Annotated in this window: 26 protein-coding genes, 1 tRNA gene and 1 pseudogene; 9 read left to right on the top strand and 19 right to left on the bottom strand. The window is 74.6% G+C overall.

Annotated features, from left to right (window positions below):
• Positions 1-77: 77 nt before the first annotated feature.
• On the bottom strand, positions 78-932 hold the full coding sequence (locus ACI79P_RS19150) for an aldo/keto reductase (protein WP_456582651.1): 855 nt from the start codon (positions 930-932) through the stop codon (positions 78-80).
• 60 nt (positions 933-992) lie between these two features.
• Between ACI79P_RS19150 and ACI79P_RS19145 the strand changes: the two genes are divergently transcribed.
• Positions 993-1,574, top strand: a complete 582-nt coding sequence (locus tag ACI79P_RS19145) for a histidine phosphatase family protein (RefSeq protein WP_456582650.1) — start codon at positions 993-995, stop codon at positions 1,572-1,574.
• A 12-nt stretch (positions 1,575-1,586) separates the two neighbouring features.
• On the opposite strand, the gene ACI79P_RS19140 is transcribed toward ACI79P_RS19145, so the two are convergent.
• The gene (locus ACI79P_RS19140; protein WP_456582649.1) at positions 1,587-2,696 is read right to left on the bottom strand and encodes an EAL domain-containing protein; all 1,110 of its coding nucleotides are present in this window, start codon (positions 2,694-2,696) and stop codon (positions 1,587-1,589) included.
• Between the two features lie 125 nt (positions 2,697-2,821).
• Between ACI79P_RS19140 and ACI79P_RS19135 the strand changes: the two genes are divergently transcribed.
• A complete protein-coding gene (locus ACI79P_RS19135) occupies positions 2,822-3,436 on the top strand; it encodes a TetR/AcrR family transcriptional regulator (protein ID WP_456582648.1) in 615 nt (204 codons plus the stop codon).
• Positions 3,437-3,445: 9 nt separating this feature from the next.
• Here ACI79P_RS19135 and ACI79P_RS19130 read toward each other — a convergent pair whose 3' ends face one another.
• Together ACI79P_RS19130 and ACI79P_RS19125 are read right to left on the bottom strand one after the other, a co-directional pair.
• Positions 3,446-3,934 (bottom strand): DUF427 domain-containing protein, encoded by a 489-nt coding sequence (locus tag ACI79P_RS19130; protein ID WP_456582647.1) that lies wholly within the window; start codon positions 3,932-3,934, stop codon positions 3,446-3,448.
• Between the two features lie 4 nt (positions 3,935-3,938).
• A complete protein-coding gene (locus ACI79P_RS19125) occupies positions 3,939-4,229 on the bottom strand; it encodes a DUF3618 domain-containing protein (RefSeq protein WP_456582646.1) in 291 nt (96 codons plus the stop codon).
• 88 nt (positions 4,230-4,317) lie between these two features.
• On the opposite strand from ACI79P_RS19125, the gene ACI79P_RS19120 reads away from it, so the two are divergent.
• Positions 4,318-4,398 (top strand) — tRNA-Leu (locus ACI79P_RS19120).
• Between the two features lie 65 nt (positions 4,399-4,463).
• Here the strand turns inward: ACI79P_RS19120 and ACI79P_RS19115 are convergent.
• Positions 4,464-4,754: a hypothetical protein gene (locus tag ACI79P_RS19115; RefSeq protein ID WP_456582645.1), complete on the bottom strand. Its 291-nt coding sequence runs from the start codon at positions 4,752-4,754 to the stop codon at positions 4,464-4,466.
• Between the two features lie 145 nt (positions 4,755-4,899).
• Between ACI79P_RS19115 and ACI79P_RS19110 the strand changes: the two genes are divergently transcribed.
• Positions 4,900-8,034: a BTAD domain-containing putative transcriptional regulator gene (locus tag ACI79P_RS19110; protein ID WP_456582644.1), complete on the top strand. Its 3,135-nt coding sequence runs from the start codon at positions 4,900-4,902 to the stop codon at positions 8,032-8,034.
• A gap of 20 nt (positions 8,035-8,054) precedes the next feature.
• Here the strand turns inward: ACI79P_RS19110 and ACI79P_RS19105 are convergent, their stop codons facing one another.
• Together ACI79P_RS19105 and ACI79P_RS19100 are read right to left on the bottom strand one after the other, a co-directional pair.
• Entirely contained in the window at positions 8,055-9,008 is a 954-nt protein-coding gene (locus tag ACI79P_RS19105) for a DUF6910 family protein (protein ID WP_456582643.1), read from the bottom strand.
• Between the two features lie 9 nt (positions 9,009-9,017).
• Positions 9,018-9,445: pseudogene (locus tag ACI79P_RS19100) on the bottom strand (mycothiol transferase).
• Positions 9,446-9,624: 179 nt separating this feature from the next.
• Here ACI79P_RS19100 and ACI79P_RS19095 point away from each other — a divergent pair.
• Positions 9,625-9,750, top strand: a complete 126-nt coding sequence (locus ACI79P_RS19095) for a hypothetical protein (protein ID WP_456582642.1) — start codon at positions 9,625-9,627, stop codon at positions 9,748-9,750.
• A gap of 4 nt (positions 9,751-9,754) precedes the next feature.
• On the opposite strand, the gene rdgB is transcribed toward ACI79P_RS19095, so the two are convergent.
• Together rdgB and rph are read right to left on the bottom strand one after the other, a co-directional pair.
• The gene (rdgB, locus tag ACI79P_RS19090; protein ID WP_456582641.1) at positions 9,755-10,366 is read right to left on the bottom strand and encodes an RdgB/HAM1 family non-canonical purine NTP pyrophosphatase; all 612 of its coding nucleotides are present in this window, start codon (positions 10,364-10,366) and stop codon (positions 9,755-9,757) included.
• Positions 10,363-11,118, bottom strand: a complete 756-nt coding sequence (gene rph, locus ACI79P_RS19085; RefSeq protein ID WP_456582640.1) for a ribonuclease PH — start codon at positions 11,116-11,118, stop codon at positions 10,363-10,365. The genes rdgB and rph overlap by 4 nt, the downstream gene beginning before the upstream one ends.
• Positions 11,119-11,223: 105 nt before the next feature.
• On the opposite strand from rph, the gene ACI79P_RS19080 reads away from it, so the two are divergent.
• Positions 11,224-11,628 carry a YjbQ family protein gene (locus ACI79P_RS19080; protein WP_456582639.1) on the top strand — a complete coding sequence of 135 codons (405 nt, stop codon included), beginning with the start codon at positions 11,224-11,226 and terminating at the stop codon, positions 11,626-11,628.
• Positions 11,629-11,677: 49 nt separating this feature from the next.
• The gene (gene bcp / locus ACI79P_RS19075) at positions 11,678-12,166 is read left to right on the top strand and encodes a thioredoxin-dependent thiol peroxidase (protein WP_456582638.1); all 489 of its coding nucleotides are present in this window, start codon (positions 11,678-11,680) and stop codon (positions 12,164-12,166) included.
• Between the two features lie 50 nt (positions 12,167-12,216).
• Here the strand turns inward: bcp and ACI79P_RS19070 are convergent, their stop codons facing one another.
• The 8 genes from ACI79P_RS19070 to ACI79P_RS19035 form a co-directional block, all read right to left on the bottom strand.
• Positions 12,217-12,699: a DUF4262 domain-containing protein gene (locus ACI79P_RS19070; protein ID WP_456582637.1), complete on the bottom strand. Its 483-nt coding sequence runs from the start codon at positions 12,697-12,699 to the stop codon at positions 12,217-12,219.
• Positions 12,700-12,837: 138 nt separating this feature from the next.
• Positions 12,838-13,428 carry a QsdR family transcriptional regulator gene (locus ACI79P_RS19065; RefSeq protein ID WP_456582636.1) on the bottom strand — a complete coding sequence of 197 codons (591 nt, stop codon included), beginning with the start codon at positions 13,426-13,428 and terminating at the stop codon, positions 12,838-12,840.
• A 62-nt stretch (positions 13,429-13,490) separates the two neighbouring features.
• On the bottom strand, positions 13,491-14,438 hold the full coding sequence (locus ACI79P_RS19060) for a DNA polymerase domain-containing protein (RefSeq protein WP_456582635.1): 948 nt from the start codon (positions 14,436-14,438) through the stop codon (positions 13,491-13,493).
• 85 nt (positions 14,439-14,523) lie between these two features.
• Complete coding sequence (locus tag ACI79P_RS19055) at positions 14,524-15,267, bottom strand: MBL fold metallo-hydrolase (RefSeq protein ID WP_456582634.1); 744 nt, start codon at positions 15,265-15,267, stop codon at positions 14,524-14,526.
• Entirely contained in the window at positions 15,264-16,088 is an 825-nt protein-coding gene (gene murI, locus ACI79P_RS19050) for a glutamate racemase (protein ID WP_456582633.1), read from the bottom strand. Before murI ends, ACI79P_RS19055 begins: the two co-directional genes overlap by 4 nt.
• 213 nt (positions 16,089-16,301) lie before the next feature.
• Positions 16,302-17,252, bottom strand: coding sequence for a PLP-dependent cysteine synthase family protein (locus ACI79P_RS19045; RefSeq protein ID WP_456582632.1), 951 nt, complete (start codon positions 17,250-17,252; stop codon positions 16,302-16,304).
• Between the two features lie 50 nt (positions 17,253-17,302).
• Positions 17,303-17,581, bottom strand: a complete 279-nt coding sequence (locus ACI79P_RS19040) for a MoaD/ThiS family protein (RefSeq protein WP_456582631.1) — start codon at positions 17,579-17,581, stop codon at positions 17,303-17,305.
• A 163-nt stretch (positions 17,582-17,744) separates the two neighbouring features.
• The gene (locus ACI79P_RS19035) at positions 17,745-18,230 is read right to left on the bottom strand and encodes a Mov34/MPN/PAD-1 family protein (RefSeq protein ID WP_456582630.1); all 486 of its coding nucleotides are present in this window, start codon (positions 18,228-18,230) and stop codon (positions 17,745-17,747) included.
• Positions 18,231-18,359: 129 nt separating this feature from the next.
• Between ACI79P_RS19035 and ACI79P_RS19030 the strand changes: the two genes are divergently transcribed.
• Positions 18,360-18,713, top strand: a complete 354-nt coding sequence (locus tag ACI79P_RS19030) for a hypothetical protein (RefSeq protein WP_456582629.1) — start codon at positions 18,360-18,362, stop codon at positions 18,711-18,713.
• Here ACI79P_RS19030 and ACI79P_RS19025 read toward each other — a convergent pair.
• Both ACI79P_RS19025 and clpS read right to left on the bottom strand, forming a co-directional pair.
• Positions 18,652-19,149 carry a DUF2017 family protein gene (locus ACI79P_RS19025; protein ID WP_456582628.1) on the bottom strand — a complete coding sequence of 166 codons (498 nt, stop codon included), beginning with the start codon at positions 19,147-19,149 and terminating at the stop codon, positions 18,652-18,654. The genes ACI79P_RS19030 and ACI79P_RS19025 overlap by 62 nt on opposite strands.
• Positions 19,150-19,221: 72 nt before the next feature.
• Entirely contained in the window at positions 19,222-19,518 is a 297-nt protein-coding gene (gene clpS, locus ACI79P_RS19020; RefSeq protein ID WP_305998956.1) for an ATP-dependent Clp protease adapter ClpS, read from the bottom strand.
• A gap of 60 nt (positions 19,519-19,578) precedes the next feature.
• On the opposite strand from clpS, the gene ACI79P_RS19015 reads away from it, so the two are divergent.
• A complete protein-coding gene (locus ACI79P_RS19015) occupies positions 19,579-20,862 on the top strand; it encodes a nicotinate phosphoribosyltransferase (RefSeq protein WP_456582627.1) in 1,284 nt (427 codons plus the stop codon).
• The last annotated feature ends 82 nt before the right edge of the window (positions 20,863-20,944 follow it).

Raw genomic sequence — 20,944 nt, 5'->3', positions numbered from 1 at the left:
TGAGCCGCGAGTCATGCGAACTCGTGGCCATCAGGCGGCGATGGCCACGAGTTCGCATGGCCCGCGGGAAGTGCGGGTCAGGCGATGGCGTCCAGGCGGGCCATGTCCTCGTCGGAGAGGGTCAGCCGCGCCGCACCCAGGTTCTCGGTGAGGTGGTCGACCGACTTGGTGCCGGGGATCGGCAGGATGACCGGCGACTTCTGCAGCAGCCAGGCGAGCGCCACCTGCGACGGGGTGGCGTCCAGCTCGCGGGCGATGTCGGCGACCGGGCTGTCGGGGGCGGCCAGGTCACCGGTGGCGATGGGGAACCACGGGATGAAGGCGATGCCCTCGGCGGTGGCGTAGTCGAGCACGTCCTGGCTCTGCCGGTTCGTGAGGTTGTACAGGTTCTGCACGCTGACGATCTCGGTGACCTGGCGAGCGGCCTCCAGCTCCTCGACCGAGACCTCGGAGACGCCGATGTGGCGCACCTTGCCCTCGTCCTGGAGCTCCTTGAAGGCGCCCAGCTGGTCGGCCAGCGGCACCTCGGCGTCGATGCGGTGCAGCTGGATGAGGTCGATGCGGTCGAGCTTCAGGTGCCGCAGGGAGAGCTCCACCTGCTGCTTGAGGTAGGCGGGGCGGCCCACCGGCGTCCAGATGCCGGGGCCCTGGCGGGTCAGGCCGGCCTTGGTCGCGATGACCAGGTTCTCCGGGTACGGGTGCAGCGCCTCGGCGATGATCTGCTCGCTGATCTCGGGGCCGTAGGAGTCGGCGGTGTCGATGAAGTCGACGCCCTGCTCGACGGCGGCCCGCACGACGCGCACGGCGGCGGCGCGGTCGGCCGGCTCGCCCCAGACGCCGGGGCCGGGCAGCTGCATCGCGCCGTAGCCGAGCCGGTGCACGGGGAGGTCGCCGCCGATGGTGAACGTGTCGCTGAGCTGTGCGGTGGTCATGCAGGGAGCCAGCGTGGCAACCCCCGTGCGTGTTCCCTGCCGGGCGTGTTCGATGGGCCGATGGGAGAACTGGTGGTGCTCCGGCACGGGCAGACCGAGTGGAGCCGGAGCGGCCAGCACACCGGGGCGACCGACCTGCCGCTGCTGCCCGAGGGCGAGGAGCAGGCCCGCTCGCTGCGGGAGGTGCTGGGTCGCCGGGCGTTCGCCGAGGTGCGGGTCAGCCCGCTGCAGCGGGCACGGCGCACCGCGGAACTCGCCGGGCTGACCACCACGGCCGTCGACGGCGACCTCGTCGAGCTGCACTACGGCGGCTACGAGGGCCGGACCACGGCCGAGATCAGCGAGGAGCTGGGCCGGCAGTGGTCGATCTGGCGGGACGGCACCGTGGACGCCGAGGTCCCCGGTGAGTCGCTCGCGGACGTCGGGGTGCGGGTGGACCGGGTGCTCGACCGGGTGCGGGACCGGCTGCCCGACGGCGACGTCGCGCTGGTCGCCCACGGCCACGTGCTCCGGGTGCTGACGGCCCGGTGGCTGGGGCTCGCTCCCGAGGCCGGGTCGCTGTTCGCGCTGCCCGCGGGCCGGTACGGCGTCCTGGGCCACGAGCACGGCCGGCCGGTGCTCACCGGGTGGGCCCTGGGCTGAGCGCCGCGGGCCTCAGCGGGAGCGCGCCACCGGCTGCCAGCGCCCCTCGGGCTCCTCCACCGCGGGCTCCGGGCGCTCCGGCCGGCCGAACAACCAGCCCTGGCCCAGGTCGGCCCCGAGCGCGGCGACCTCCTCGGCCAGCTGTTCGGTCTCGACGCCCTCGGCGACGACGACCGCCCCGAGCTGGTGGGCCAGGTCGGTCACCGCCTTCAGCACCGTGCGGGCGCCGTCGTCCGGCAGCTCGTGCACCAGCCCCTTGTCGAGCTTGACCACCTCGGGCCGGACCGCGGCCAGCAGCGACAGGCTGGACCAGCCCGCGCCGACGTCGTCGAGCGCGACCCGCCAGCCCAGGGAGCGGTAGTGCTCCAGCACCGACACCAGGTGCCCGCGGTCGGCGACGGCGTGCGACTCGACGACCTCGAAGACGAGCTGGTGGGGGTCGACACCCGCGTCGTGCGCGACCCGCTCGGTGCTGGCCAGGCAGACCTGCGGCCGGTAGATGGAGGTGGGGTTGACGTTGATGAACAGGTCGTCCCCGCCGAGCCACGGCATCGCGCCGGAGATCGCGGACTCCCGGCCGATGCGGTCCAGCCGGTCCAGCCAGCCCGCCGACTCGGCGACGAAGAACAGGTCCCCGCCCCCGACCTCGCGGCCGTCGACCAGCCCGCGCAGCAGCGCCTCGTGTGCGACGACCGACCGGTCGGCCAGCGAGACGATCGGCTGGTACACCGACCAGAGCTCGGCCTCGGCCAGGACGCCGACCTCCACGGTGACCCCGCGCCGGGCCAGCTCGACGGCGAGCGTGGGTGCGGTGAGCAGCCGGGCGGTGAGCGCGGGGCCGTCGTCCGGCGGGTCGGTGGCCACCCGCACGGCCTCGGTCTCGGCGCCGGTGAGCTCCCGCGCCAGCTTTTGGAACAGCCGCTCCAGGCCACGCCCGCCGCGGTCGTCGACGACGTCGACCAGCTGGGGTGAGGAGTGGACGGTCAGGCCCAGAGTCCTCGCGGTGCGGGCCACGTGCGGCAGCACGTGCCCGATCGAGGTGGCGAGCAGCGCGCGGCTCGCCCGGCCGGGCACCTCCCAGTTCTGGCGGCACCCGCAGACACCGCCGCAGATGGTTCCCACGCAGGACAGGGTGACGCACCGGATGTGGCCCGCGAGACAGGCGCGCGGCGGTATCGGAGCGCTCTTCCGGGGTACTCACAGGGGACTTCCAGCACTTTCTCAACTTGAATGTCTAAGGTTTGCCCATGGCCGCACTCCCCACCGCCGAAGCCGACCGCCCGAGCCGTGGCGGCCGGCCGCGCGATCCCAGCCGCGACGGCGTCATCCGTGCCGCGATCCTGCGACTGCTAGCCGATGTGGGCTACGGGGCGCTCACCATGGACGCGGTGGCCGCGGAGGCCGGCGTCGGGAAGGCGACGATCTACCGCCGCTGGCGCACCAAGCAGGACCTCGTGGTCGACACCATCTCCGACCTCAACCGCGACGTGGCGCAGAGCCCCGACACCGGCTCCCTCGAGGGCGACCTGCGCGAGATCATGCGCACCCTGGTCGGCGTCGTGAACGGGCCGACCGGCGCGGCCACGCTGTCGCTGCTCTCCACCGTGCCGCGCCACCCGGCGCTCGCCGAGGCGTTCGAGCAGGGGCCGCTCGCGGTGTGGCGGCAGTCCTTCGAGAGGGTGTGGCAGCAGGCCGAGGCCCGCGGCGAGGTGGGCCCGGAGTTCCGCAGCTCGGTCGCCGCCGAGACGATCAGCGCGCTCCTCGTGCAGCGCTGGCTGCTCACGCACCGCCCGGTCGACGAGGCCTTCGCCGACGAGGTGCTCGAGACCGTCGTCCTGCCGCTGGTGCGCACCCAGGGCTGACCCCGCCGCTCACCACCCGAGGGTGCCGGGCCCTCCCTTGACCGGGCCGGCGATCTCGTCGGTGATCCAGCCGCCGTAGAAGCCGCCCGGCTGCGGGCGCACCTGCTCCCCGTCGACGAGCGCCCGGTCGACCCTGCCGGGGTAGAAGGCGATCGCCGAGCGCAGGTGCTCGTAGCCCGGGGCGGGGTCTTCGTAGGACCACCCGACGCCCGGGACGCGCCGGCCGTCGAGGACGGCGTCCCAGTAGGTCGCCGCCCCCTTCCACTCGCACACCGAGCGGCCCGGCGCCCGTTCGAGCAGGTCGACGGCGACGTCCTCGCGCGGCACGTAGTACACCGGCGGGTGGCTGGTCTCGCAGACCCGCACCGCGCGACGGGTGTCGGCGAGCACCCGCCCGCCGAGCTCCACGACGACGTGCCGCCCGGTCACCTCGGCGGACGGGGGCCGGGGGTAGTCCCAGACCGACTCCTGACCCGGGCCGACCGGATCGCGGCGCACCGGATCAGCGCGTCCGGTGGGGCTTCTCGACCACGACCTTGCGGCGCCCGACCTGCACGACGTCGACCTTGCGGCGGTGCCGGACCTTCTGGACGACGACCAGGGTGACCAGCAGCCCGACCGCGCCGATCGTGGCCTGGCCCGCCGGCGTCTGCAGGAAGCGCTGGACGGCGTCCCGGCCCTGCGCCTTCAGGCGGGTCGGGCTGCTCCGGTAGGCGATCTGGTCCAGGGTGGCGGCCAGCGACTCGCGGGCCGCATCGATCTCGAGCTGGATCTGTCGTGGGTCGCGGGGCACGGCGACAGCCTGCCAGACGTCCCGCAGGTCAGCGCGCCGACGGTCCTCCACGGCCACTCGTGCGGGTGCTCCTACACTCCGGGACCACGCGGGAGTGGTGTAACGGCAGCCACGCCAGACTTAGGATCTGGTGCCTTCGGGCGTGGGGGTTCGACTCCCCCCTCCCGCACGACGGCCGGGCCCGCGGGCGGCAGGGCCGCCACGGCCGGATCCCCGACGGGAACCCCCGCCCCCTCACCGGTCCGTGGACTCGAGCACCGGGCCCCGCTCGTCCGGGGTGAGGCACCCGTAGCGCTGCCCGAAGAACGCCTGCTCCCGCGGGCCGTCACCACAGCCCCAGCGCGGAGCGGCAGGGTCGCTGACGGACGGGACCGCATCGCCCTCGGTCGGGACGCCCCCGGCCGGGGTCACGGAGATGCCGAAGGCCACAGGGACGGCTGCGACGAGGACGAGCAGCCGTCGCGTGCACGGGCGTCCACGACGAAGGTCGGACCGGGAGCCGGTGCGGCCGGTGGAGAGGGACATGGCTGTCTCCTGAGGACGGGTCGCCATCGGCGACACCCAGGACGCTCCCGGCAGGGGGTGCAACCGCGCTCCAGCCCCGCTCCAACGGCCCTGTACCGATGCGCGGAGCGGTGGGAGCATCCGAGCCGGACCGGGTGGGGGCGCCATGGCGGGAGGACTGCACGTACAGGTGCTGGGCCCGCTGCGCGTCACCGTCGCGGGCGTTCCGGTAGGGCCTGCGGGTCCGCTGCGGCGTTCCCTGTTCGCACTGCTCGCCCTGCACGCCGGCGAGGTCGTGAGCACCGGTGCGCTGGTCGACGGGCTCTGGGGCGAGCACCCTCCCGACAGCGCGGCGGGCATCCTGCAGACGTACGTCTCCGCCTGGCGGAAGGCCCTGGTGGCCGGCGGCGACATGGGCGAAGCACGGATCACGACCGTCGGGCGTGGCTACCGGCTGCGGCTGGAGGAGCGGGAGAGCGACCTGCTCCGCTTCTCCGCGCTCGTGCAGGACGCACGCCGGCTCACGGCCGCCGGCCGGCCAGCGGAGGCGCGGCACGGCCTGGAGCGCGCGCTCGCCCTGTGCGCCGGGTCCGTGCTGTCCGACCTCGCCGACCGTCCCTTCCACTCCTCGGCGGTGCGGGCCCTGGAAGAGCACCGTGATGCGGTCGTCGAGACCTGGGCGGAGACGGTGCTCGGGACGGGAGATGACGACGACCTCCCTGCCGTGACCGCCGCCCTCCACCGGCTCCGGGACGCACGGCCGTGGCGCGAGCGGAGCACGGCGCTGCTCATGTGGGCGCTCGTGCGCCAGGGCCGGCAGCGCGACGCACTCGGGGCGTACGAGGAGACCCGTCGTCGCCTGGCGGACGAACTGGGCGTCGATCCGGGCACGGAGCTGCAGGCGATGCAGACGAGGGTGCTGCGCCACGAGCCCGCGCTCTCCGCCGGTGCGGCCGGGGCGAACCGTCGTCGGATCGCACCGCGGTTGGACTCCTTCCTCGGCCGTGAGGACGACGTCCAGGAGGTGTGCGGACTGCTCGACGACGCCCGGCTGGTGACGCTGACCGGGCCCGGTGGCTCCGGGAAGACCCGCCTCGCCGAGGAGGCCGCTGCCGACTACGCCACCAGGGCAGGCATCGACACGACGACGGTCGAACTGGCCGCGGTGGAGGACCCTGCCCTGCTCCCCGGTGCGATCGCCGCGCGCCTCGAGGTGCAGCCGGCGGAGACGGTCGCGGACCTGGTCGCCCGGCTGGCTGACCGGAGGCTCGTCCTGGTCCTGGACAACCTCGAGCAGATCGCGGGCGTCGGACCCGTCGTCGCGGAGCTGCTGCTGGGCGCCCCCAGTGTGCGCGTGCTCGCGACCTCGCGTGAACCGCTGCGCGCGGCGGGCGAGCAGCGCTACCCGGTCGACCCGCTGCCGGTGCCGTCGGCGACCGAGACCGACCCCGGTCGCCTGGCCGCGACGCCGTCCATCGCCCTCCTCCTCGACCGGGCCCGGGCTGCCGACCGCCGGCTCTCGCTCGCCGGGGACGACTGGCGTGCGGTGCGGGACGTCGTCCGTGCCCTCGACGGGCTGCCCCTCGCCATCGAGATCGTCGCGCCGTGGCTGGGGTCCCTCGGCGCCCGGGGCCTGCTGGCCGAGCTTGCCCACCCCCTCGACCTGTCGGGTCGTCGCCCCGACGTCGACGCGAGGCACCGCACCCTGCGGGCGGCCGTCAGCTGGAGCCACGACCGCCTCGACCTCGACCAGCAGCGACTGCTCCGGCGGCTGTCCGTGATGCGCGGTGGCGGCGACCTCGAGGCCGTCCGGGCCATCGGCGGGACGGATCTGGACGTCCCGGTCCGGGACGTCCTCCTGGACCTGCTCGAGCGGCAGCTCGTCCAGCGGGTGGAGCCGGTCGAGGGCTCGCCGCGGTTCCGGCTGCTGGAGACCGTCAGGCAGTACGCCGCGGAGCGTCTCGCCGCCTCCGGCGAGGAGGTGGCGACGCGGCTGCGGGCAGCCGAGTGGTACGCCGCCTGGGCCGCCGAGCTCGCCGCGCGCAGTGAGGGTCCGGGCTCCCGGGGCTGGGTGGCGCGAGCCGTCGCGGATGCGGACAACCTCCGCGGCGCCATGGAGACCCTCGAGCGGGAAGGGCGCGCCGAGGACCACCTGCAGCTCGTCGTCGACAGCTACGCCCTGTGGTGGAACGCCAGCCAGGAGCAGGAGGGTGGTCGCCGGCTGGAGCGGGCGCTGTCGAAGGCGGCACCCGGGGCGCCGGCCCGCGCGATGGGGCTGTGCCACCTGGTCCAGCTCACCGGCAACGTGGAGTTCCTCCGGGCGGAGGGGCTGCTGGTCGAGGCCGAGTCCCTCGCGCGGGCGGCGGGCGACGAGCTCGTGCGTGCCTACGCCCTCCTCCTGCTCGCCGACATCCGGAACCCGTGCATCGACGAGGCGATCGGCCTCGCCACCGAGGCAGCCGCCGCGGCCGAGCGGCACCGGGCCGCTCCGGTCCGCTACGCGCCCACCGCACCCGACGTCCTGGTCGCGGTAGCCGCCGACCAGCTGTCCTGGCTGTGGTGCCTGCGTTCGCTGCCTACCGCCATCAAATGGCAGCACCGGGCACTGGACGCGGTCGAGCGGAAGGGCGACCGGCCGGCGTTGGCGAAGGTCTGCGCCGAGCTGGGTGTCCGGTACCTCTGCGTGGGCGACGTCCCCGCGGCGACCGGGTTCGTCGACAGAGCGGTCCGGCTCCTCGACGGGGCGGCGACGTCGACGACGGAGGACTTCGTGCCGTGGGCGCAGGCGTGGCTGCTGCACCACACCGGGCGGCTCCATGCCGCCGAATCGGTGATGAGGACGTCCATCGAGGTCGCCCGCGCGGGTGGTCGGGTGCTCCTCCTGCACTTCCAGTCGTGCTGCCTGGTCGACCTCCTGGCCGTCCAGGGCCGCCTGGAGGAGGCAGAGGTAGCGCTGCAGCTGGCCGAGCAGACGCACGCCGCGAGCGACGACCCGGTGTTCGTGGGACGGCTCCGCCTGCGCCGCGCGCGGCTGTCGCGTCTCGCCGGACGCCGGGCGGAGGCCTCAGAACTCCTGCGGGAGGCCGAAGAGGGCATCGACCCCTCCACCGTCTGGCCGGACCACGTGACGTACCTGGTGGAGTCGGCCCTGCTCGCGGGGGACGACCTGGCCCGCCGCGCCTGGCTGCGGCGCCTGGAGGAGACGGCCCAGCGGATCGGGCTCCACGTCTTCCCGTGGGAACGACGGTTCCTCGCAGCCGGCCTCGGGGCGGCGAGCTCGGCCGGCGCCGCGCTCGGCTGATCGGGCGTCGTGCGCACTCGTCAGGTCAGGAGCACCCGCAGGTCGAGCTCGGCCGACGGCGCGTCCGGGTCGTCGTCGTCCACCACGGCCAGCAGGTGCACGGTGTCGCCGTCCACCCCGCACAGCGCCAACCCCTCGACCTTGTGCACGTGCCCGTCCACCTCCGGGATGGGCACGACCGCCTGCACCGTGTCGCCGTCCAGCAGCGCGATCGCGGTGGCGACCACGGGACCGTCGTCCACCGCGTTCGGGGTGTCCTCGGCGGCGGCGCTCAGCAGCACCCGCCCGTCGGGCAGCGCGACGGCGTCGGTGACCGCGAGGCCCACGCCCTCGACCTGGCCCAGCTCGTACTCCCGCGGCCGGTCCACCGGGACGGCGGCGGGCTCCGCACGACCGAGGACGGCGGCGACCACGTCCCGCAGCGGCACGTCGACGCTCGCGGAGCGGACGCCGGCCATGAGGTTGCCGCGGTTGAACCATCGGACCACGTCGCCGTGGCGGCTCGCCCCCTCCAGGTTCACGTGGTCCATCGGCAGCCCCAGGACGTCGGCCACGCGGTGGTAGATCGGGCCGAGCTCCGCGGAGCGCACCACCGGCCGCCCGCCCTCCAGCCGCACGAGGACCCCGCGCATGCGCCGGGGCGAGGAGCCAGAGCCGAGCAGGAGCACGGCCGGCTCGCCGTCCACCTCCGCCGGGCAGGCGACCTCCAGGTCGGGTTTGAGGCGCTTGGTGCCCTCCGCCTCGCGGAACGTGCGCAGCCCCTCGACGGGCGGGAGCACCTCGAGCGCCACCACCTCGTCCGGACGGCGCCAGGCGGCGATCGTCGAGTCGTCCTGCACGACCAGCCAGCCGTCCCCGAGCGGGGCCACGCCCGAGGCCGCGGTCACCGGGGTGCCGTCGGCGAAGCGCAGCGGCCGGGCGGCGTCCACGAAGACCTGCATCGCCCCGGTGTGCCCCGCCCGACGGCCGCTCACGCGCCGCGATCAGTAGTAGCCGGTCCGCCCGTCGACCAGCTCGCGGAGCAGGTCGAGGTGCCCCACGTGCCGCGCGACCTCCTCGACCCTGTGCCCGAGGATCCAGCGCAGCGAGAGGGTCGTGCCCCCGTACTCCTCCTCGCGACCCAGCTCGTCCAGCGACGCGGCCGCCACGATCTCCGTCGATGCGGCGCACTGCGGGCGTACTCGTCGAGCAGCCGCGCCAGCGGGACGCCGCCCACGCGCCAGTCGGCGCTCCCGTCGTCGCCGAACTGCGGGTTGGCCTCCTTCGACCGGCCCAGGAACAGCACCTCGAACCAGCAGTGCTCCACCCAGCGCAGGTGGGAGACCAGGCCGGCGATCGACATGAGCGGTGAGGTCGGCAGCAGAGCCCGGTGGGCGTCGTCGTCGGTGAGCCCCTCGCACGTGAGGTGCACGACAGCGCGCTGCAGGTCCAGCCAGCCGACGAGCAGCTCCCGCTGGTCGCCGGCCCCGGGTGGGCGGACGCGGGCGGGCAGGCTCACGCGCCGGACGCTGGACCTCGGGGAGCCGCCCGTCAGCCCGGTTCGGCCGCCGTCGTCCACTCCACCGCCGCCCGGCCCGCACGCAGCCGCCAATGCGCACCGGCCGTCGGCGCCCGCTGGAGGGCGCCGGCGAGGAGCCCGTGCGCCCGGGCCGGCACGCCGAGCCCGAGGAGGCGGACTCCCTCGCCTGGCTCGGCTTCCCGCTCCAGCGGGGTTGACGCCTCAGCGGGCGCCCAGCACCTCGGCGAGCACCGGCACGAGGGCCGCGAATGCCTGCCCCCGGTGGCTGCGGGCGTCCTTCTCCGCCGGCTCCAGCTCGGCCGAGGTCAGCTCCAGACCCTCCGGGACGAACACCGGGTCGTAGCCGAAGCCGTTGCTCCCCCGCTTCTCGCGGATCACCCGGCCGCGCCACTCCCGCTCCAGCACCCGCTCGGTGCCGTCGGGGGTGACGAGCGCCGCCGCGCACACGAACGCCGCGCCCCGCCGCTCATCGGGCACGTCGGCGAGCTGGCCGAGCAGCAGCGCGGTGTTGGCGTCGTCGTCGCCGTGCCGGCCCGACCAGCGCGCCGAGAGGACCCCGGGCATGCCGTTCAACGCGTCGACCGCGAGCCCGGAGTCGTCGGCCACGGCGGGCAGCCCGGTGTACCGGACGGCCTCCCGGGCCTTGAGCAAGGCGTTCTCCGCGAACGTCGCGCCGGTCTCCGGCGCCTCCGGGTACTCCTCGACGTCGCGCAGCCCGACGACCTCGACCCCGGGCACCGCGCTCGCCAGGAGTCGCTGGAGCTCGGCGAGCTTGCCGGCGTTGCGGGTGGCCAGCAGCAGCCGCGTGCTCATCGGCCGACCGGCTCGCGCGACAGCGCCTCGGCCTGCAGGCGGGTGAGCTCGGCGCAGCCGCCGACCGCCAGGTCCAGCAGCGCGTCGAGCGTCGGCCGGTCGAAGACCGCGCCCTCGGCGGTGCCCTGCACCTCGACGAAGCCGCCGTTCCCGGTGCAGACCACGTTCATGTCGGTGCCCGCGCGGACGTCCTCCTCGTAGGCGAGGTCCAGCCGCGGCTCGCCGTCGATGACGCCGACGCTGACCGCGGCGACCGACTGCACCAGTGGCTCCTTCTTCGCCAGCTTCTTGCGCTCGCCGAGCCACGCCACCGCGTCGGCCAGCGCCACGTAGGCGCCGGTGATGGCCGCTGTGCGGGTGCCGCCGTCGGCCTGCAGGACGTCGCAGTCGATGGCGATGCTGTTCTCCCCGAGCGCACCCAGGTCGATCGAGGCGCGCAGCGAGCGGCCGATCAGCCGGCTGATCTCGTGCGTGCGGCCGCCGATCTTCCCGCGGACCGACTCGCGGTCGCTGCGGGTGTGCGTGGCGCGCGGCAGCATCGAGTACTCGGCGGTGACCCAGCCCAGGCCCGAGCCCTTGCGCCAGCGGGGCACCCCCTCGGTGACGCTCGCCGCGCACAGGACGCGGGTGCGGCCGAACTCGACGAGCACCGAGCCCTCGGCGTGGTCCAGCCAGTTGCGGGTGATGGTCACCGGGCGGAGCTGGTCGGCCGAACGGCCGTCGGCGCGGGGGGTGGGTCGAGGCTGCGTCACGGGTGCCGACAGTAGTGCGCGCCGCCGACGGCCCGCCGCGGCCCGAGCCCGCCCTCCCGCGCGCTGGCGGGCGCGCGGGCCCGGACCTCCGGCAGGATCGGCGCCATGCGATCGGAGCTGCGTGCCGTCCGGACCGGGGGCGTCCCCGTCGTCGTCGACCTCACCGACGACTGCGCCGAGTTCGTGCAGCCGGAGGGCGACGGCCTGCTGCACGTCTTCGTCCCGCACGCGACCGCCGGCCTGGCGATCCTGGAGACCGGCGCGGGGAGCGACGACGACCTGCTCGCCCAGTTGGACGAGTTGCTCCCCCGCGACGACCGGTGGCGCCACCGGCACGGCAGCCCGGGGCACGGCCGGGACCACGTGCTGCCGGCGTTCGTGCCGCCGCACGCCAGCGTCCCCGTGCTGGAGGGGCGGCTGATGCTGGGCACCTGGCAGCGCATCTGCCTGGTGGACACCAACACCGACAACCACCAGCGGCACGTCCGCTTCTCCTTCCTGCCCGGCTGAGGTGCGCCCCCTTGCGAGCCCCTCCCGGAGACACGGCAGGATGCGCGGCATGACCGAGACCGACGCCGCCCCCGTCCGCCTGGCCGCCGGCGACCCGGCGCCGGACTTCACGCTGCCCGACGCCGACGGCACCCCGGTGTCGCTCTCCTCGTACCGCGGCCGCCGCGTGATCGTCTACTGCTACCCGGCCGCGCTCACGCCCGGCTGCACCACGCAGGCCGTCGACTTCACCGCCGCGGCGGGCGACCTCGCCGAGGCGGGGCTGGAGATCATCGGCATCTCCCCCGACCCGGTCGAGAAGCTCGCCCGCTTCCGGGAGAAGGAGAACTTGCGCATCACGCTCGTCTCCGACGCCGACAAGCGGGTGATGCAGGCCTACGGCGCCTACGGCACGAAGAAGCTGTACGGCAAGGAGGTCGTCGGCGTGATCCGGTCGACGTTCGTCATCGACGCCGAGGGCCGGGTGGAGCGCGCCTCCTACAACGTCAAGGCCACCGGGCACGTCGCCAAGCTCCGCCGCGACCTCGGGCTGGACTGAAGGACCACCCTGGAGGGGCCCCTGCAGGGTGGTCGGGCAAGAACGTCTGCCTAGGCCCGCCACGTCCCCGGCCGGGGCTGGCACTCCGGCGGGCAGGGGTAGCCCGGGTCCCACGGGAAGCCGCCGTCCGGGTGGGCCCAGGTCAGCTGGTAGGCGGGCACCGAGTACTCGTCGGGGCGCTGGTAGAAGCGGTTGGCGCTGAACAGGACCTCCCCCGGGTTGGGCAGCTCCTCCACCACGAGCGGCTCCGCCCGACCGTGGGTGAGCACCTCGCCCGGCACCAGGTCCCGGCCGTCGAGGACCAGGCCGGCGACGTGGTCGAGCAGGCCGCTCGCCGCCTCGCGCCCGACGCCCACCACGACCAGTTCGGGGTGCCCCACCCCGAACAGGCCCACGGTGTAGCCGAACGCCGGCTCGTCGGAGGCCGCGCCGCGCATCACGTACTGCACGGCGAACCGGTGGACGCGGATCGCCTGCGCCAGGCGGCTGTCCTCCTGGTCGAGCCAGGCGATCGTCTGCGGATCGGTCGTCATGCCGCCCAGCGTCCCGCCGGCCACCGACGACCGGGGCGCCCGAGACCCGACTGTGGACGACCGCCGCGCCTGGGGACAGCCGCCGGCGGCGGAGGGTCGCCCGCCGGAACATCCCCGGAAACGGCCCGGACGTCGTCCTCAGCGGCGATCGAGCCCGAAGACGCTGGTGACCAGCGCGTCGAGCACGGTCGTCGCCGCCTTGAGGTCCGGTGCCCGGGCGGCGAGCACGTCGGAGTAGAGGAAGGACTCCCCCAGCCGGACGACGGCGAGGGCGAGCAGCGGAACGGGTATCTGCGGCTCCAACCCGTGCTCGTCGACGTCCCGCTGGAAGAGCTCGGTGTAGGCCTCCACGACCCGCGGCTGGACCCGGCCCTGCGGATCGGTGAGCACGCGGATCGCGGTCGCCGGCTCCTCGTCGAGCAGGCGGCGGACGGGGAGGGAGGTGCTGAGGGCGTAGCGGAAGTCCTCCATCACCGCCAGGGAGCGGAGCCGGGTGCCCGGCCCGTCCCCGGACGCCCGGGCGTCGTGCTCGCGCTCGGCGGCCGCGAGCGTCCGACGGCCGAGGAAGGCCAGCGCCTCGCCGAGGATCGCGTCCCGGTTGCCGGCGCGGCGGAACAGGGTCGCCCGGGAGATGCCCAGCTCCGTCGCCAGGGTGCCGGTGTCCAGGCGGCGGCCGCTCATCAGGGTCCGCGCCGCGTGGCGCACGATCTCCTCCGGGGCGCCGCTCACGGATGGCAGCGTAGGGCAGGAGGAGCGGGCCCCGACGTCGTCGGCACCCGCCCGCTCGAGGGCTACCGGCCGGCGTCCCCCTCCGCTGCCTCACGCCGCAGCCGGGCCCGCCGTTTGCCCTCGTGCATGGCCTGCACCCGGGCCACCGGGATGGTGTGCCCCTCGGCGACGAGCGCGGCCGGGAGCTGCTGCGGCTCCGGCAGCAGCGCCGCCCAGTCCGGCAGAGACGACCCCGAGGTGACGGTGGCGTCGCCCGGCCGCACCGCGTCCAGGTCGGCCCAGTCGACGGGCGCCGACACCGGCAACCCCGGCCGTACCCGCGGGCTGTAGGCGGCGACGACCGTGCCGGTCCCCGACCGGGTGGAGTCCACGAACACCCGGCCCTCCCGCTCCTCCTTGAGGAACGCCGTCGTCGCGACCCCGGGGTCCAGCTGCGCCGTCCGCTGCGCCAGGGCCCGCGTGGCCGCGGCGACGTCCTCGACCGGGGAGCCCTGCACCGGGACGACGACGTGCAGCCCCGAGGAGCCGCTGGTCTTCACCGCGCCGGCGAGCCCGGCATCTTCCAGCGCCCGGCGGGCCAGCCGGGCGACGGCCACGACGGCGGAGAAGTCCGCGCCGTCGGGCGGGTCGAGGTCGAGCACCAGCCCGGTCGGCTCCCGCGAGCCTGCCGGGAGGAAGGGCACGTGGAACTCGACCGCGCGCTGGTTGGCCAGCCACAGCAGGGTGCGGCGGTCGTCGCACAGCACCTGGTGCACCTCGCGGTGGGCGGACTCCGCCCACACGGCGACCGTGCGCACCCAGGCCGGGGCGCCCTTGCTGACGTTGCGCTGCATGAACGGGGCCTGGCCCGGCCGTACCCGCACCACCGAGAGCGGCCTGCCCGCCAGCAGCGGGACCAGCCGGTCGGCGACGGCGTCGAGGTGGTCGACGAGCGCGCGCTTGGAGACGCCGAGCCCGTCACCCAGCGGCGAGTCCAGGCTGCTCAGCGGCACGCCGTCCCGCTCCTCCATGGGGTCACCGTTCCGCGATCACGGCCATCCGGCAACCGGCCCTCCTGCAGCGGCCCGCCGCGAGCCTGCGAAGGAGGCTCCTTCGTCAGATCTCGTACGTGGCGCCGGGGGTGACCAGTTCGGTCTCGCTGAACACCGAGCTGGCGGCGAAGAGCTGGCCGATGTGGTCGACCCAGGCGGGGATGTGGGTGAGCAGCAGCCGGCCGACGCCGGCAGCCGCGGCGTGCTGGGCGGCCTGCCGCCCGGTGAGGTGCAGACCCGGGGGTTGCCCGGGCGCGTTGTCGGGGTGCGCCGCCTCGGCGAGCAGCACGTCGGCGCCGCGGGCCAGCTCGACCACCCGCTCGCAGGGGCCGGTGTCGCCGGTGTAGACCAGCGACCGCCCGCCCGCGGTCAGCCGGATGGCGTAGGTCTCGACCGGGTGCGCGGTGCGGGCCAGCTCCACGTCGAAGGGGCCCAGGCGGAAGGTCCCCGGGCCCACCGGGACGAAGTCGAAGACGTCGGTCAGGCCGTCGCCGTCCACGTCGTAGGCCAGCGCCAGCCGCCGCTCGGCGCCCACCGGCGCGTAGAGCGGTACCAGCGGCCCCCGGGGGCTGCCCGAGTAGCGGTGCCAGACGACGAACGGGGCGATGTCGAGGCAGTGGTCGGCGTGCAGGTGCGAGAGGAACACCGCGTCCACCGACGCGGGGTCCGCGAACCGCTGCAGCGCCCCGAAGGAGCCGTTGCCCAGGTCGATGACGAGCCGGAACCCGTCGTGCTCCACCAGGTAGCAGGACGCGGGTGAGTCGGGGCCGGGCCCGCTGCCGCAGCACCCCACGACGGTCAGCCTCACGCGGCACCCGCCCGCCCGGCGCCGAGCACGGCACCGACCTCCGGCCCCAGGAAGCGGCGGCCGAGCCGGGCGAACGGCTCGGGGTCGCCGGTGGCCAGGAAGACGTGCCGCGGCGAGGGCGCCGCGGGATCGCGGAGCAGGTCGGCGCGGGTGAGCACGCGGTAGACGTCCTTGGCGGTCTCCTCGGCGCTGGAGACGAGCGTGACGCCGTCCCCCAGCACCACCGAGAGCACGCCGGTGAGCAGCGGGTAGTGCGTGCAGCCCAGGACGACGGTGTCGACGCCGGCGGCCATGAGGGGGTCCAGGTAGGACTGCGCCAGGCCCAGCAGCTGCCGGCCGCTGGTGATCCCCCGCTCGACGAAGTCGACGAAGCTCGGGCAGGCGGCCGAGGTCACCGACACCTGCGGCGCGGCGGCGAAGGCGTCGTCGTAGGCGCCGCTGGTCACCGTCGCCTGGGTGCCGATGACGCCGATCCGGCCGTTGCGGGTGGCGGCGATCGCCCGGCGGACCGCGGGCAGGACCACCTCGACCACCGGGACGTCGTAGCGCTCCCGCGCGTCGCGCAGGGAGGCGGCGCTGGCGGAGTTGCAGGCGACGACGAGCATCTTGACGCCGCTGCCGACCAACTCGTCCATGACCGCCAGGGAGTGGCGGCGCACCTCGGCGATCGGCAGGGGGCCGTAGGGGCCGTTCGCCGTGTCGCCGATGTAGCGGACGGCCTCGCCGGGCAGCTGGTCGAGCACGGCGCGGGCGACGGTGAGCCCACCGACGCCCGAGTCGAAGATGCCGATCGGCGCGTCGGCTCCTGGCTGCGTCCCCATGTCGCCGGTCAGGCTAGCGGCCCCCACCGACGGTCCCGCCGACCCCCGGTGACGTGCTGGAACGGCCACCCTTCAGGGGCCGGCGGCGAGCGCGGCGACGTGCTGGAACGGCCACCCTTCAGGGGCCCGCGGCGAGCGCGGCGACGTGCTGGAACGGCCACCCTTCAGGGGCCCGCGGCGAGCGTGCGAGCCGTGGGGAGAAGGGTGGTCCTTTCAGGCCCAGAGCTGGCCCTCCAGCGCGGAGGTCGCCTCCTCGAGCGTGCCCGCGTACGCGCCGGTGGACAGGTACTTCCAGCCGCCGTCGCAGACGATGAAGACGATGTCCGCCCGGCGCCCGGCCGCGACCTCCTTGTCGGCGATGCCCAGCGCAGCGTGCAGGATCGCGCCGGTGGAGATGCCGGCGAAGATCCCCTCCCGCTCCACGAGCTGGCGGGTGCGGTGGATGGCGTCGTCCGGCCCGACGGAGAACCGCGAGTCCAGCAGCTCGGCGTCGTAGAGCTCGGGGATGAACCCCTCGTCGATGTTGCGCAGGCCGTAGACCAGCTCGCCGTAGCGCGGCTCCGCGGCGATGACCTGCACACCGGGCTTGTGCTCGCGGAAGTAGCGGGAGCAGCCCATGAGCGTGCCCGTCGTCCCGAGCCCGGCGACGAAGTGGGTGATCGAGGGCAGGTCGGCGAGGATCTCCGGCGCCGTCCCCTCGTAGTGCGCCTGGGCGTTGGCCGGGTTGCCGTACTGGTAGAGCATCACCCAGTCGTCGTGCTCGGCGGCGAGCTCCTTGGCCATGGCGACGGCCTGGTTGGAGCCACCGGCCGCCGGCGAGGAGATGATCTCCGCCCCGTACATCTGCAGCAGCTGCCGCCGCTCGATCGAGGTGTTCTCCGGCATCACGCAGACCAGCCGGTAGCCGCGCTGCCGGGCGACCATGGCCAGCGAGATGCCGGTGTTGCCGCTGGTCGGCTCGAGGATGGTCGAGCCGGGCCGCAGCAGCCCCTCCTTCTCGGCCGCCTCGATCATCTTGATCGCGGCGCGGTCCTTGATGGAGCCGGTGGGGTTGTGGTCCTCGAGCTTGGCCCACAGCCGCACGTCCGGCGTCGGCGAGAGGTTGGGCAGCCCGACGAGCGGGGTGCCGCCGAGGGAGTCGACGAGGGAGGCGAAGCGGGCCATCGGATGAGCTCTTCCGGAACGGGGACGAGGGGCGAGGAGCGGGGCGCCGCTCAGCAGCCGCCCGCGACCGCCGGGAGGATCGTCACCGAGTCGCCGTCCTTGACCTGGGTGTCCAGGGCGCCGGTGAAGCGCACGTCCTCGTCGTTGACGTAGACGTTGACGAAGCGGTGCAGCTTGCCCTCCTCGGTCACGAGGCGGTCCTTGAGGCCCGAGTGCTTGCTGTCGAGGTCGTCGATCAGCGCGGCGAGGGTGTCCCCCTGGCCCTCGACGGTCTTGCTGCCGCCGGTGTGGGTGCGCAGGATGGTCGGGATCCGGACCTCGATGGCCATGGCGTGGTTCTCCTCGGGACGTGGCTGTCTTGGGGGGGTGCTGCAGAGGCAGCGGTGGTGCATCTGAGCCGGGCAACGCCCGCTCGCCGCGGGGCATTCCGGGACGGCCCCGTCCAGGGCACCGCCCCGAGCGTGCGAGGGGCGGGGAGGGCGGGGCCCTCTCTCAGTCGTAGACGACGGTCGTCGGCGAGTGCCCGAACAGGTAGGACTCGACGATCTCGACCTCCTCCTCCGACACCTCCCCGTCGACGATCCGGTAGCTGCGGAACTCGACGTCGTCGCCGGCCAGGCCGGTCTCGGGACCGTGGTGGCGGGTGGACACCAGCACGTAGTGCGTGCGGGGGTCGGCGGCCGGGCCGGAGGCGTACCCGACGTCGGTGCGCGAGGGGTAGGCCTCGGTGGCGGTGTGCGAGTGGTAGACGAGGACCGGCCACTCGTCCCGGTCGTCCATGTCGCGGTAGAGCGCGAGCAGGTCGGCGCTGTCGAACTCGTAGAACGTGGGCGACCGCGCCGCGTTCAGCATGGGGACGAAGCGCTCGGGACGGTCGGTCCCCTCCGGTCCGGCGACGACGCCGCAGGCCTCGTCCGGATGGTCCTTCCGGGCGTGGGCCACGATGGCGTCGTAGGTCGCGCGGTCGATGCGCAGCACGTCCGCCAGTCTAGGCGTGCCCACCGGGCCCATCCCCGATCGCCCCCGGGACGCCCCCCTGCCGGGTGACCGGCCGGGGCCCGCCGGGTGGCCGCCGGGGAACGAGCCGGGACCGATACGGTCGGCGTCGTGTGGGTCCCGCTGCTCCTGACCGCCGGCGTCGTGCTGCTGGCCCTGCCGGCGTTGGTCATGGGCATGCGAGGGCTGTTCCGGCACCACGGCTACAGCGCCGTGCACCCGGGCGACCGGGGCCCCGTCGTGGTCATCGTCGTCGTGCGCGCGGTCCTCCTGCTCCTGCTGCTCGCCGCCTCGGCCCTGGTGCTGGTCTCCACCGTCGGCGCGATCCTGGCCGACGTCGAGCTGCACGGGATGGTCTACGTGCTCTTCGTCCTCGACCTGCTGCTCGCCGCCCTGGTGCTGCTCACCTTCGGCCGGCGCGACCGGCGACGAGCGCGTCCACGAGCGACCCCTGCAGCGCGGTGAGCCAGTAGTAGACCGCGAGCTGGTGGTCGGTCTCGTCCACGATCTCCTCCGGCGGCTCGGTGTCCTCGCCGATGTCCAGGCGGGTGCCGAGCGCCAGCCGGAGGTCGTTGCTGGTCCGCAGCCAGGCACCGGCCTGCTCGTCGTCCAGCCGGACCTCTCCCCCGTCGGCCGGCAGGGTGGCGCGCACGGTGGCCAGGTCGTCGGCCTTGCCGCCGCGCAGGGTCTGCTCGGTGAGGCCGCGGTAGTCCTCGGCCAGCGCCGGGTCGCTGCGGTGCCCCGCGGGGAAGAGCCGGTCCATCACCGGGTCCCCGCTGCTGTCGGCCCGGTCGGCGGCCAGCAGCTGCTCCAGCTGGTCGAGCAGCAGCCCGACGATGCCTGCCTCGGCCCGGTCGAGGCGGGCCACGAGGTGGCCGCCCTTGGCGCGGAACGGCTTCACGAGTCCCTCCTCGCTGCGCTCGTCGGACGCGTGAACCCCGGGCGCTCCGTCATCGTGAGCTCGCGAGCTCGCTCATGAGTCCCTCTGGTAGCTGGCCCACAGCCCGTAGGCGTGCAGCCGGCTGGTGTCGTGCTCCATGCGCTCGCGCGGGCCCGAGCTGACGATCGCCTTCCCCTCGTGGTGCACCTGGAGCATCAGGGTGGTGGCGGTCGGCTCGTCGTAACCGAACAGCTCCTGCAGCACGAAGGTCACGTAGGTCATGAGGTTGACCGGGTCGTTCCAGACGACGGTCACCCACGGCCGGTCGAGGTCTCCGTGTTCCTCGACGGTCGTCTCGGGGGCCCGGGTCGGGGCGAGCGGTCCGGCCACGGGTCCCAGCTTAGGACGTCGTCCGCCCCGGCGACCGGGGTCCGCCTACGCTCCGGAGCCATGCCGACGGCTCCCGCCCTGCTCACCGACCGCTACGAGCTGACGATGCTGGCCGCCGCGCTCGCCGACGGCACAGCGGAGCGGGACTGCGTGTTCGAGGTGTTCGCCCGCCGCCTGCCGCACGGCCGCCGCTACGGGGTGCTCGCCGGCACCGGCCGGTTGCTCGAGGCGCTGCCGCACTTCCGGTTCGGCGACGCCGAGCTCGCGACCCTGCGCGAGCAGGGGCTGACCGACCGGCGGCTGCTGGACTGGCTGGCCGACTTCCGGTTCCGCGGGGACGTCGACGGCTACGCCGAGGGCGAGCTGTTCTTCCCGGGGTCCCCGGTGCTCACCGTGCGCGCCCCCTTCGGCGAGGGCGTGCTGCTGGAGACGCTGGCCCTGTCGATCCTCAACCACGACTCGGCGATCGCCTCGGCCGCCGCCCGCATGGTGGCGGCGGCCTGCGAGCGGCCCTGCATCGAGATGGGGTCGCGCCGCACGCACGAGGAGGCCGCGGTCGCCGCCGCCCGCGCGGCCCACCTCGTCGGTTTCGCGTCGAGCTCCAACCTGGAGGCGGGGCGGCGCTACGGCGTCCCGACCACCGGCACCAGCGCCCATGCGTTCACGCTGCTGCACGACGACGAGCGGGCGGCCTTCCGCGCCCAGGTGGAGACCCTCGGCACCGGCACCACGCTGCTCGTCGACACCTACGACGTGGAGCAGGGCATCCGGACGGCGATCGAGGTGGCCGGGCCGGAGCTGGGCGCCATCCGGCTGGACTCCGGCGACCTGCCGACCCTGGCCACGCGCGCCCGGGAGCTCCTCGACGAGCTGGGCGCCACCCGCACCCGCGTGATCGTCACCAGCGACCTGGACGAGTACGCCATCGCGGGGCTCATGGCCGCGCCGGTCGACGGCTACGGGGTGGGCACCTCGCTGGTCACCGGCTCGGGAGCGCCGACGGCCGGGATGGTCTACAAGCTGGTGGAGCGCGACGGCGTCCCGGTGGCCAAGCGCTCGGAGGGCAAGAACTCCGTCGGCGGGCGCAAGCGGGCCGTGCGCCGGCACGCCGCCGACGGCACGGCCACCGCCGAGGGGGTGAGCAGCTCCCCGGTCGAGCCGCGTGAGGGCGATCGCGACCTGGTGGTGCCGCTCGTCCGCGACGGCGCGCCCTGCGACGACGTCACCCCGCCCGAGGCGCTGCGACGTGCCCGCGAGCACCACGCGCGGGTGCGCGAGGCGCTGCCGGCCGAGGCATGGGCCCTCTCCCGCGGGGAACCGGCGCTGGAGACCGAGACCACCTGAGCGGCAGAAGGACCCCGTCCTCCCCACCACTCGCAAGCTCGCGGCGGTGCCCTGGACGGGGCCGGGAAAGGCACACTGCACA

It is taken from the genome of Blastococcus sp. SYSU DS0510 (assembly GCF_054050835.1).
The sequence above is the reverse complement of the archived record's forward strand: the minus strand, read 5'-3'. Positions and strand labels throughout refer to the sequence as shown.

Coding starts and splice junctions, on each gene's coding strand:
- ACI79P_RS19135 (WP_456582648.1), top strand. CDS start 2,822: ATGGCCGCACTCCCCACCGCCGAAGCCGACCGCCCGAGCCGTGGCGGC.
- ACI79P_RS19150 (WP_456582651.1), bottom strand. CDS start 932: ATGACCACCGCACAGCTCAGCGACACGTTCACCATCGGCGGCGACCTC.
- ACI79P_RS19040 (WP_456582631.1), bottom strand. CDS start 17,581: ATGGCCATCGAGGTCCGGATCCCGACCATCCTGCGCACCCACACCGGC.
- murI (WP_456582633.1), bottom strand. CDS start 16,088: ATGGGGACGCAGCCAGGAGCCGACGCGCCGATCGGCATCTTCGACTCG.
- ACI79P_RS19115 (WP_456582645.1), bottom strand. CDS start 4,754: ATGTCCCTCTCCACCGGCCGCACCGGCTCCCGGTCCGACCTTCGTCGT.
- ACI79P_RS19015 (WP_456582627.1), top strand. CDS start 19,579: ATGCCGACGGCTCCCGCCCTGCTCACCGACCGCTACGAGCTGACGATG.
- ACI79P_RS19070 (WP_456582637.1), bottom strand. CDS start 12,699: ATGACGACCGATCCGCAGACGATCGCCTGGCTCGACCAGGAGGACAGC.
- ACI79P_RS19045 (WP_456582632.1), bottom strand. CDS start 17,252: ATGGCCCGCTTCGCCTCCCTCGTCGACTCCCTCGGCGGCACCCCGCTC.
- ACI79P_RS19145 (WP_456582650.1), top strand. CDS start 993: ATGGGAGAACTGGTGGTGCTCCGGCACGGGCAGACCGAGTGGAGCCGG.
- ACI79P_RS19060 (WP_456582635.1), bottom strand. CDS start 14,438: ATGGAGGAGCGGGACGGCGTGCCGCTGAGCAGCCTGGACTCGCCGCTG.
- ACI79P_RS19080 (WP_456582639.1), top strand. CDS start 11,224: ATGCGATCGGAGCTGCGTGCCGTCCGGACCGGGGGCGTCCCCGTCGTC.
- rdgB (WP_456582641.1), bottom strand. CDS start 10,366: ATGAGCACGCGGCTGCTGCTGGCCACCCGCAACGCCGGCAAGCTCGCC.
- bcp (WP_456582638.1), top strand. CDS start 11,678: ATGACCGAGACCGACGCCGCCCCCGTCCGCCTGGCCGCCGGCGACCCG.
- ACI79P_RS19095 (WP_456582642.1), top strand. CDS start 9,625: ATGCGCACCGGCCGTCGGCGCCCGCTGGAGGGCGCCGGCGAGGAGCCC.
- ACI79P_RS19110 (WP_456582644.1), top strand. CDS start 4,900: ATGGCGGGAGGACTGCACGTACAGGTGCTGGGCCCGCTGCGCGTCACC.